The organism is Candidatus Culexmicrobium sp., from assembly GCF_058356305.1.
In genome coordinates, this window is record NZ_JBTVBB010000020.1 from 1 (window position 1) to 7,026 (window position 7,026).

Annotated in this window: 12 protein-coding genes; 4 read left to right on the plus strand and 8 right to left on the minus strand. The window is 37.2% G+C overall.

The features are described 5' to 3' along the window. Positions 1-182: 182 nt before the first annotated feature. The 4 genes from ACW8TM_RS06545 to ACW8TM_RS06560 all read right to left on the minus strand — a co-directional run bounded on the left by ACW8TM_RS06545 (position 183) and on the right by ACW8TM_RS06560 (position 1,626). Positions 183-554 (minus strand): hypothetical protein, encoded by a 372-nt coding sequence (locus ACW8TM_RS06545; RefSeq protein WP_491532480.1) that lies wholly within the window; start codon positions 552-554, stop codon positions 183-185. 75 nt (positions 555-629) lie between these two features. After that, complete coding sequence (locus ACW8TM_RS06550; RefSeq protein ID WP_491532491.1) at positions 630-896, minus strand: zinc ribbon domain-containing protein; 267 nt, start codon at positions 894-896, stop codon at positions 630-632. A 39-nt stretch (positions 897-935) separates the two neighbouring features. After that, positions 936-1,406, minus strand: a complete 471-nt coding sequence (locus ACW8TM_RS06555; RefSeq protein WP_491532481.1) for a PIN domain-containing protein — start codon at positions 1,404-1,406, stop codon at positions 936-938. Next, entirely contained in the window at positions 1,375-1,626 is a 252-nt protein-coding gene (locus tag ACW8TM_RS06560) for an AbrB/MazE/SpoVT family DNA-binding domain-containing protein (protein WP_491532482.1), read from the minus strand. Before ACW8TM_RS06560 ends, ACW8TM_RS06555 begins: the two co-directional genes overlap by 32 nt. Positions 1,627-1,833: 207 nt before the next feature. On the opposite strand from ACW8TM_RS06560, the gene tnpA reads away from it, so the two are divergent. From tnpA to ACW8TM_RS06575, 3 genes are read left to right on the plus strand one after another with little or no spacing between them, the layout of a single operon-like run. Further along, complete coding sequence (gene tnpA / locus ACW8TM_RS06565) at positions 1,834-2,226, plus strand: IS200/IS605 family transposase (protein ID WP_491532483.1); 393 nt, start codon at positions 1,834-1,836, stop codon at positions 2,224-2,226. Then, complete coding sequence (locus ACW8TM_RS06570) at positions 2,223-3,359, plus strand: RNA-guided endonuclease InsQ/TnpB family protein (protein ID WP_491532484.1); 1,137 nt, start codon at positions 2,223-2,225, stop codon at positions 3,357-3,359. Before tnpA ends, ACW8TM_RS06570 begins: the two co-directional genes overlap by 4 nt. Beyond that, a complete protein-coding gene (locus tag ACW8TM_RS06575) occupies positions 3,356-3,826 on the plus strand; it encodes a hypothetical protein (protein WP_491532485.1) in 471 nt (156 codons plus the stop codon). Before ACW8TM_RS06570 ends, ACW8TM_RS06575 begins: the two co-directional genes overlap by 4 nt. 475 nt (positions 3,827-4,301) lie before the next feature. Here ACW8TM_RS06575 and ACW8TM_RS06580 read toward each other — a convergent pair whose 3' ends face one another. From ACW8TM_RS06580 to ACW8TM_RS06590, 3 genes are all read right to left on the minus strand, one after another. Beyond that, positions 4,302-4,622 (minus strand): hypothetical protein, encoded by a 321-nt coding sequence (locus ACW8TM_RS06580; protein WP_491532486.1) that lies wholly within the window; start codon positions 4,620-4,622, stop codon positions 4,302-4,304. Positions 4,623-5,250: 628 nt separating this feature from the next. Then, positions 5,251-5,454: a hypothetical protein gene (locus tag ACW8TM_RS06585; protein ID WP_491532487.1), complete on the minus strand. Its 204-nt coding sequence runs from the start codon at positions 5,452-5,454 to the stop codon at positions 5,251-5,253. A 160-nt stretch (positions 5,455-5,614) separates the two neighbouring features. Further along, positions 5,615-5,782, minus strand: coding sequence for a hypothetical protein (locus ACW8TM_RS06590; protein ID WP_491532488.1), 168 nt, complete (start codon positions 5,780-5,782; stop codon positions 5,615-5,617). 280 nt (positions 5,783-6,062) lie between these two features. On the opposite strand from ACW8TM_RS06590, the gene ACW8TM_RS06595 reads away from it, so the two are divergent. After that, positions 6,063-6,239, plus strand: a complete 177-nt coding sequence (locus tag ACW8TM_RS06595; protein WP_491532489.1) for a hypothetical protein — start codon at positions 6,063-6,065, stop codon at positions 6,237-6,239. Here ACW8TM_RS06595 and ACW8TM_RS06600 read toward each other — a convergent pair. Then, positions 6,222-6,914, minus strand: coding sequence for a hypothetical protein (locus tag ACW8TM_RS06600; protein WP_491532490.1), 693 nt, complete (start codon positions 6,912-6,914; stop codon positions 6,222-6,224). The two genes, ACW8TM_RS06595 and ACW8TM_RS06600, sit on opposite strands and share 18 nt — an antisense overlap. Positions 6,915-7,026: the final 112 nt, after the last annotated feature.

A 7,026-nucleotide genomic window follows, 5' to 3' on the forward strand; every position in this document is an offset into this window, starting at 1 on the left:
ATCAAAGACATCTTCAGGACTCCTACTAATTGTGATTAAATCAATATCAGACAAAAGAGATTTATCACGCATACTCAATTCATTAAATAGATCAACAAAAGCCTTCTTTTTCTCATCTATACTTATAGTCTCCCACCCATACATGAGCAGTACATGACTAGCCAAAATAGTGTATGATTTCACTATGAAGTGTATAGTGCTAGTAGTGCTTCAATTTTCTTCAACTGCTTAGTTACCGGGTCCACTTCCAATCTAAGCCCCTCTAAACCATATACTCCAAGGACTTCTGCATCATTATCTTCTGCAAAGACTATGATGGTGGTAGCTCTTTCATCCATACACTCAATAACTGCTTCACCAATATCTCTCTCAATAACCCTACCCTCAATAGTTCTAAACTTCCACTTAGTCATAGGCTTAATATCCAACTCCTCTAACTTACTGCGTTTAATCCAAGTATAAGTTGAACTTGTATCAACAAGCAACTCTAAATCCATACACCTAGATTCATCACATGGATTACAAATCCTAACCCTAGCAACAGTATGACCCATCCAAGACACCCTAAAGCCATAATTAACTACACTTAATCCAATATTTATTTTAAGTTATATTACTTTGACACTCCCCTACTTAAGTAGGGGATTCCTGCTTCTAGGCTCCCACCTGCATCCGTTCCATCCTAGAAGCAGGGGCTGTGCCACCAGCCCGTTATCCCTATCCCTCCAAGAGAGACTCGGGATTATGGTGCCACACCTCTTAGCTATATTTAAGACTCCAACTACATCTGCATTCATTACTTTATTACAGTTAGGGCAGTAGAATAATCCTCTATACCTTCTAGTGCCTTCTAGTCCACAAAATGGGCATACACTTGAGGTCTTATATTCGTTAATCTCACTAACTTCTTATTATAGGAATTTCATGTTTGTGAGTTAAGATGATGTTCTTGCTTGTTTTATCTTATTAGGTGTTATTATATTGTGTATAGGATGGCCTTTTTCTTTAAGGAAATTAATGAACTCTCTATCTACTGTTAGTAAAGGGAGGTTTAGTTTTTGGGAAGTTGCGTATATTAGGTTGTCAATGTAATCCTTATGTCCTTCATGGTATAGCTTATAAGCATCTATGTAAGCTTCTGGTGGAGGATTAACTTGTCTATATGTTTCTCTTATCGACCTTATTCCCTCCTTAACCCTGTCGAGTTTATTAGCTGGAACTACTTTAGTGATCCTCCACATAGCTTCTAAAATGCTTACCTCTAAATAATGTATTTCAGCTATGTGAAAGTGTTTTATGACTTCCATAACTTCTTTATCAGTTTCTATACCCATTGCTGGAAGAAGGAAACTAGTATCAACTAAGAATCTTAGTTTACTCTTTGATGTACTTTCTTTGCTGTTCAAGACTCTCTTCCTCAAGCTCTTTAAGTGTTATTTGAGCTATCTTCTCTCCATACAGAGATAGCCATATAGCATCACGTAATGGTTCAATAATAATCTTATCCTTTGTAGCTGTTATCCTAACTCTAGACCCCTCAGTTAAATTAAGAGCATCAGCTATTACTTTAGGAATAACAAGTACCCGTTTCTTCCCAATTCTTGCCTTAACAGTTAAACCCAGCACTATCACCAGAACCATATATTTAGTTAGAACCTAATAAACTTTCTGATAAGAACATCTTATCTAACTCTCATTAGTAATCTCACAAAGAAAATCAATCCAAAGGAAATGAATTACTTACAAAAGTAACGCCAGAAAGCTCCCCATCTTTAGTGGGGAGATGAATGGTGTCGATAGGTTTAAATAATCGACAACCTACTGTGGATATTGATGAGCTATCGACAAACTAGACATGCAGTATATCTCTGTAACTACCACTTCGTATGGATTCCAAAAAGAAGAAAGCCCGTACTAGTTGGTCGTATTAGGGAGAGGCTAAAGCAACTTATAGAGGAGATAGCTGAGGAGTATAGCTGGGAGATTCTAGCACTAGAAGTTAAACCCGACCATGTACACCTCTTCATATCAGTTCAGCCCTACTGGTCTCCACACATAGTCTTAAGACGTATCAAAGGGAGGACATCTAGGATACTTAGAAAGGAGTTTCCAGAATTGTTAAAGCTCCCATCTCTATGGACTAGAAGCTATTTTGTTTCAACAGCAGGTCATGTATCTGCTGAAACAATAAGAAAATATATTGAAGAACAGGGTGGGAAGAAATGAAGAGAACAAATACATTCATGATTGAGAATAATCCAACACTATGGGAACTGGCAGATAATTGCGCTAGACTTTGGAATGAACTGAACTTTGAGAGGAGACAAGCCTATATATACTACAAGAGGTTCTCATGGTATCCAAGACACTTATATGAGAAATATGCTCCAATAATAGGTTCTGCGACTACACAACAGGTGATAAAAAAGAATAATGAGGCTTGGAGAAGTTTCCTAAAACTGAAGAAGTTGGAGAGAAAAGGTAAACTGCCGCCACACATTAAGAAGGTATCCATACCTAGATACTGGAAGAAAGATGGTAGGAGAGAGCTTAGAATAATCATTAGAAGTGACTGCTACAGAATTGATGATAAGTATCTATACCTCCCTAAAGGGCTTAAACTAAGATGGAAAGGAGAACTAAAATGGAATGGTAAGCAAGGAAGATTAGAGATAATCTACGATGATGTTGATAAAGTGTGGAGGGGCTTTATGACGGTTAAGGTTGAGAGGCCTCCCATGAGAGGAGGCAGTAAGCCCCTCTACATCGATTTAGGCGTTAGATGTCTAGCCACAATATGGCATAAAGGGATGAAGCAACCCGTAGCGTTTAGAGGGGGAGAGCTACTAGCCGACTGGTGGTACTGGACTGGAAGGATTGCCAGAGAGCAGAGCAGACTAGCCAGAATAAATGGAGTTAGAACATCGAGAAAGCTCAGAAGACTCTTTAGGAAGAGGCAGAGGCGATTCAGACACGCAATAAATGCTATGGTGAAGTGGATAGTTGAGTATGCTGTTGAAAATGGTATCTCTAAGATAGTGGTCGGTAACCTTAAAGGCATAAGGGATAACAACCATAGGAATGCTAAAACCAACTCCATGACCCACAACTTCTGGAGCTTTAGATGGATTATTCAAAGACTTAAAGAGAAGGCAGAGGAGTATGGCATAGAAGTGGTAGAGGTTAGCGAGTACAAAACTTCTAGCATATGTATCAGGTGTGGCTCCGATAGGGTCGTCAGGCGTGGAAGGTTGTTTCAGTGTCTAAATTGCGGATTAGAAGCACATAGGGATGCAGTTGGCGTATTGAACATGGGCACCCTCCACAGTGGAGGTATGCCCATCAGGGTGGTGGCATGATAAAATTTAGGAACGAAAGAGAAAAGTGGACATGGTTGGCGGGAATAATTGATTGCGATGGAGGATTTTATATAGAAAGGGCGAACCAACATAATGGAAGGAATACATATCGCCCAATATTGGTTATTTCGAATACAAATAAAGAATTTCTTGAAGCAATAAAGCATGTTATTGGTGTTGGTTTCATACGAGAATTAAGGTATGCCCCAAGTAGAAAGGGTAATTGGAAAAGAGAGTATGAGCTTAGAGTAACAGCGGGGGGACTAAGGGTAATTGTTCCTCAAATTCTTCCGTTCCTGATAAATAAGAAACGACAAGCATTATTGATTATAGAGGCGGTGAAGATAACCAGAGAAATTAGACAAATCCCACCCCATCAACGAACTACTGAGAGGTTACAACCGTTTTATGATAAGCTTGAAGAACTCTATATCGAAATGAGGAAGTTAAATAAAAGAGGGATTTAATCTCGTGGCACACCCCTTGCTTCTAAGGTGGGATGGATGCAGATGGGAGCCTAGAAGGGCTATGAACACCCGAAAGATGAACACCTTAGAAGCAAGAATCCCCCTACTTAAGTAGGGGGAGTGTCAACGTTCACCCTTCCATAGTTTCATCTATCAAATTATATCTTTTCTATCCACCATAGATGGGTTCATTATGGCTGTTTTCGCTCTGACCACCCCATGGGAGTAGAACTCCCCTCAGGTAATCAAGGCTCGTCTTATAGTTCATCACCCTCAATACTCATCAGGTTCAAGTCTCCAATACATTCATACAAAGAAAAACTTATAAATCTAAGAGACATAAAAGAGACGCTATAACACAAAAAGCTACAAACTAATGTTTCAGCCCACCCTATTCTTTATTCTGTAAGTATTTATAAGTGGGCAATAAAGTTAGATTATTTAAGTGATGTTTTATAGGAATGGTGATTGCTAGCTACTTTATCTTTTTAAAGTATTTCTTAATGATTCTTTCTGCTTCCTCCTTATACTTAAGGTATTTTAGGAATATTTCTATATCATTATCTAAGACATCTACCTCACCTAGATATTTTACAGGAATTTCTCTTCCTGTAGGTAATCTTAGTGGCTTATATCTATCTTCACTAGTTCTAAAAATGAAGCCTTTTTCATTAAATGCTATTCTTAAACTTTGTATATATATCTCCTCTACGTATTCATAAGCACCATGAGTCCAATCCATAAAAGACCTTACTACAGGGATAATGTATTTCTTACCTCTCATACTTTTTCTCAATTCTTACACCTATGATATAGATTAAATACTATCTATAAAACACATAATCTCATGGAAAATCTATAAACCTTACTGTGAAGTTATTTACTTAAGAATTTATATCTAGGTTACTGACCACCTATTATTCCAAAAGGTATGTAAATATTTTGGACATATATCATAGCTAAACAAGGTTCTTGCATGCTACCTTCAAAGTACACAAGAATTCCTCTGAACCCACGCTATATAAGCATTCAATCCAATTGAAGGGGTTTAGTCTGGATGTTGTGTTTAGCCTTAGGCGGTGCTTTCTGAGTTAGAAGAGTTTCAACTATATAGCCAATAAGTACGTACATATCAGCGTTGATTTTGCCTATAGGAATAACCTTGCGTAGTCCCTTGAATGTCTTACCATGTAAACTGTAATCTATGTATTAAGGATACACGTGTCATATGTACAGTTACGCCATCAACCTCGAAAACTCAATACCCGCCCTCCTTATCCCATGTGAGAACATGTACATCGAAACCCCGTCTAGTAAGCTCTCTACCAACAACTCTGACAAGCCTATCAAAACCACCAATCCTCCTCACAAAAACCTCACTAGTAATAAAGCGTACCCTCATAGATCTAGGAACATGTAAATCATTATTTGAACAGTATTGCTATTATTATTGTTATCCACATCGAGATCTGTACTCCTAAAAGCCATAGAAATCTACGATTCAAATCCCTCCTCAACTCCATGAGTTCTGATTCTAGATGGTTCAATCTCTTATCCATCTGTTCGACAATACCCCGGAGATAAGAGATATCCTTCTCAATCCTAGCAATTCTTTCCTCTAAACTCAAACCTTAAACCCTACCTCCAATAAATCTCAATACATTTAAATTTCTTACTATGTAGAAGTGCTTCATAAGTTAATTCAATAATCCACTTCAATATCTCGTTATGCTGTTTAACGAGTTCTTGATGTTGCTTAATCAACTCATTATGCTGTTTTATCAACTCCTAGAATCTTTCATTCAATCTAGCGAATCCCTCATCCATCTTCCTGAAATATTCATCCATTCTTCTAAAGTACTCCATCAAAACCTTCCTAGTCATCCTGCCATTAATCCAAACACCAAGAGTAACAATTAATCCGAATACTGGTGCACCACCAAGAACAACTCCCACATGGCGTATACCCCGGATTTCATAGCCTCTTAAACCTGTTAGTTATTAGAGGTAAGCCTTGACATTTTAATAGAATTCATCAATAATACACTTCTCACGCTGTGGACTATACTCCTCGGCGACAAGGTGTAGGAAGTAGGTTTCCTCTAGAGCCTGAAATGATATCTTGTAACCCTAACAGAGATAAAATAACATTTGCATATGAGTGTTAGTTCAATAGGCTTATTTGGTTGAGTTGTTATTGAATTATTGTATGGGGAAGGGGTATAGTAGGTCTGAATTGAATAGACTTATAGACAAGTTGATTCATCCCTTAATTGAGAAGGATTCAAGATTCATATTAATAGACACTCTACTCCACGCATTAGTTGAACAAAATCCACCATTAACAGTTAGAAAATTCATAAAATACAATCTACCAAAAATAATTGAAAAATTATTAGAGAAGAGAAGATAATTTAGATTCAAGCTCCTTAAGGGCTTTAAGTCTAGGTGCTTCAACCTCTCTCAGAAGAATAAGGAGCTTCTCAATCTTATCCCTACTTGAAAGAGAAGCTAAAATAAATAGAAAGAGTTCAGCTCTACCTCGATAAAGATGAACAAGGTGTATTAAGTATATGATGAGGTTGGACAGTAAATTTATATGCTCTATAATTTGATTTACAAGTTTGACAAGCTTAATCAGCTCAATTATGCTAGTTTTCTCTTCACTTCCCATTCTCAATCCAAACTTGATACCTTCGATTAAAGCTTGATATTTAGTGAGCTCCATATATGCCTCTTTTAATTCATGTTGAAGTTTTTCTATCTCAACCATTAAATTTGCTATTAATACTGCTGGATTAATAAAAATGTTGAAACGTCGACTAGGCCCCTTATATTTATGAGTGGATCTAGCCGTCGATATAAGGGCAAGTTTTGATCTTAAGTCATCAGGTAGATTCTCAAGAATTTCCTTAATAATTGAGAAGTAACATAGATCCTCCATCGGCTTTTCATTCTTCATCCATTGGATATAACTTAGACCCTGCCTTGAAAAACTGTATACATATTCAAATCCCTTATAGCAAATTTTTCCATGCTTTGAGATGTAGATTCTCTTTACTCTTCTTCTTTTTAGAAAGCCCATCATGAAGAGTCTTCTAAGAAGATTTGAAACATATTATCTCGGGAGATCAAGCTTGTTAGCAACATCTATTGATCTAAATTCCTTTAAATCTAATTCATTCAAGCGTATGAGAAAG

What these genes read in the sequence shown, in the direction of transcription:
- ACW8TM_RS06600 (WP_491532490.1), bottom strand. Translation starts at nt 6,914, where the DNA reads ATGATGGGCTTTCTAAAAAGAAGAAGAGTAAAGAGAATCTACATCTCA.
- ACW8TM_RS06545 (WP_491532480.1), bottom strand. Translation starts at nt 554, where the DNA reads ATGGGTCATACTGTTGCTAGGGTTAGGATTTGTAATCCATGTGATGAA.
- tnpA (WP_491532483.1), top strand. Translation starts at nt 1,834, where the DNA reads ATGAGCTATCGACAAACTAGACATGCAGTATATCTCTGTAACTACCAC.
- ACW8TM_RS06570 (WP_491532484.1), top strand. Translation starts at nt 2,223, where the DNA reads ATGAAGAGAACAAATACATTCATGATTGAGAATAATCCAACACTATGG.
- ACW8TM_RS06575 (WP_491532485.1), top strand. Translation starts at nt 3,356, where the DNA reads ATGATAAAATTTAGGAACGAAAGAGAAAAGTGGACATGGTTGGCGGGA.